Annotated in this window: 5 protein-coding genes; 3 read left to right on the plus strand and 2 right to left on the minus strand. The window is 45.3% G+C overall.

The window, feature by feature from the left end; translation table 11 throughout:
- Positions 1-110: 110 nt before the first annotated feature.
- Entirely contained in the window at positions 111-638 is a 528-nt protein-coding gene (locus KDK17_RS10455) for a Rap1a/Tai family immunity protein (protein WP_257288031.1), read from the minus strand.
- Entirely contained in the window at positions 638-943 is a 306-nt protein-coding gene (locus KDK17_RS10460; RefSeq protein WP_257288032.1) for an Arc family DNA-binding protein, read from the minus strand. Before KDK17_RS10460 ends, KDK17_RS10455 begins: the two co-directional genes overlap by 1 nt.
- 119 nt (positions 944-1,062) lie before the next feature.
- Here KDK17_RS10460 and KDK17_RS10465 point away from each other — a divergent pair, with 119 nt between their 5' ends.
- The 3 genes from KDK17_RS10465 to KDK17_RS10475 form a co-directional block, all read left to right on the plus strand.
- A complete protein-coding gene (locus KDK17_RS10465; RefSeq protein ID WP_257288033.1) occupies positions 1,063-1,245 on the plus strand; it encodes an Arc family DNA-binding protein in 183 nt (60 codons plus the stop codon).
- A gap of 155 nt (positions 1,246-1,400) precedes the next feature.
- A complete protein-coding gene (locus tag KDK17_RS10470) occupies positions 1,401-1,616 on the plus strand; it encodes a hypothetical protein (RefSeq protein ID WP_257253887.1) in 216 nt (71 codons plus the stop codon).
- Positions 1,603-1,812, plus strand: a 210-nt coding sequence (locus KDK17_RS10475) for a hypothetical protein (protein ID WP_257253888.1), incomplete at its 3' end; no start/stop codon positions are given. The genes KDK17_RS10470 and KDK17_RS10475, both read left to right, overlap by 14 nt.

Genomic DNA, 1,812 nt, shown 5'->3' on the forward strand with positions numbered 1-1,812 from the left:
ATTCTGAATGGATGGGCCAGCAGTGTTCATGGGGGGGATTGATTAAATTTTGTTCATTAGCTGATCAACACTTACTTTGGTGCTTTATTCGCACCAAGCAAAACCTAACACTACTTCTTTTCCTTTTTGGGGATTAGATCTTCAAATGTTTTAGGTTGCTGCTCTTTCTGACTTTTCTGTTTTGCCTGAAGAGCTGGAAGAAAGGGGTTGTTAGTTTTTCTAACAAGGTTTGGCTCCTCTTTTGATCCAACGTCGATCAGTGTGCAAATGAACGCTTCAGGCTCGCCAAGTGCATCAACGGCCAAGACTGAAGCATTCAGATGGAGTTTACCCGGATGATCTTTAAGGTACTTCACAATAATTCTTGCCGCCTGGACTGCAGTCAAAGAATCGGGAGGGCAAAACATGAATGACCGAATGTTCCTAGACTGGGCTATCGCATTCATGTTGACAATGGTATTTAAAAAAACGTCACACCGCCCCGAATTGACTAGCTCTTCTATCTCAGCATTCTTATAACTTGTATCTGCCTCACGGATAAATGAACCGCAATCCTGAAGCAACTCATTTCCATCATAAGCCCCGATATAGGGAGCAGAAAATAAAGTGAGGGCAAATAAGATATTTCTTCTGTTCATCAGCTGCCGTCTCCCAACTTCCTGAACAAAGTTCTTAGTGCTTGTTCATACTGATCCGCATTCATGACAGAAGCCTCAAGATTATCCAGTCTGAGCCGGACAGCGGACAACTCTTCCAACACAGCTTCAGAGATCGGCTGTTCTTTACTAAGGGGCTCGCCCTTCGAGAAGGCGAGACTATTTCTTAGCCGTTGCGTTATCTCGGCATTCAGTGATTGGCCTTTTTTTTCGGCCTCGACTTCTAGTTGTTCTCTTAGTTCAGCTGGAAGCCTTAACGGATAGCTATTCTGTTGCTTTTGTTTCATCCGGTGACATTACAACAGTATCAGAATGAAGTTAAAAGAATCTTTATTGACATCTATTTAAGTTAAAACTAAGTTATATTGACATCTACCTAGAATCTATCCACGAGAGAGAGGTTTATATGGAGAAGAAGCCAAGAACCGTTGGGTTCCAGCTGCGTTTGCCAGAAAACTTAAAAAAATGGATTGAAGAGGAATCTTCCAGAAACGAGCGAAGCCTTAACAACGAAATTGTTTACCGTCTGAAAAAAGACTATTTGGCGGCACTGGATGAGGAGGATAAAGACAACTTTCTGAATAGATAAAGCCTCTGGTGCTACAACACCAGAGGCTTTGAGGCAAATAACCCAAGAACAATTAAAGGTCTATTGCATGAAAAATAATAGCACAGGAATGACTGGAGAATCAGCAGTCGGGGCCATCGTCGTGCGTCTCGGTCTTAACGGGGGTGGGAGGAGTTATGGACAGCCATCTTAAAGAAGACCAGCTCCTTGAACACCGCGAAGCACAGGCCACTGATCTGGCCGAGGCCATGAAATCGCTGGAAAACTGGAGCCTTGTCGATCTCCCCAGGCATCTGACCATCCATGACTGCAAAGTCATCCTGCAACAAAGCCGTCGTCTGATTGAACGTCTTGAGAACGAACTCAGGGAGAAGCAGCATGGCCATCGGTAAAGCATCCAGACGTGGAATAGTGGCAGGCTGCCGTTTCGATGGCAGAGATATGTACCTGCTTATCAGCCCAGCCCCTGGTCAGCCCTGTTTATGGCACAGAGCCAACGACGTACAGCCTCTATTGGATATCAGGCGGCGGCAGGAAATCAGGCAACACTACCCTCTGCTTGCAGAGCAATTCCTTGAAGAAGAGAGA

This window comes from Endozoicomonas sp. SESOKO2 (assembly GCF_024606245.1).
Taxonomy (GTDB): domain Bacteria; phylum Pseudomonadota; class Gammaproteobacteria; order Pseudomonadales; family Endozoicomonadaceae; genus Endozoicomonas_A.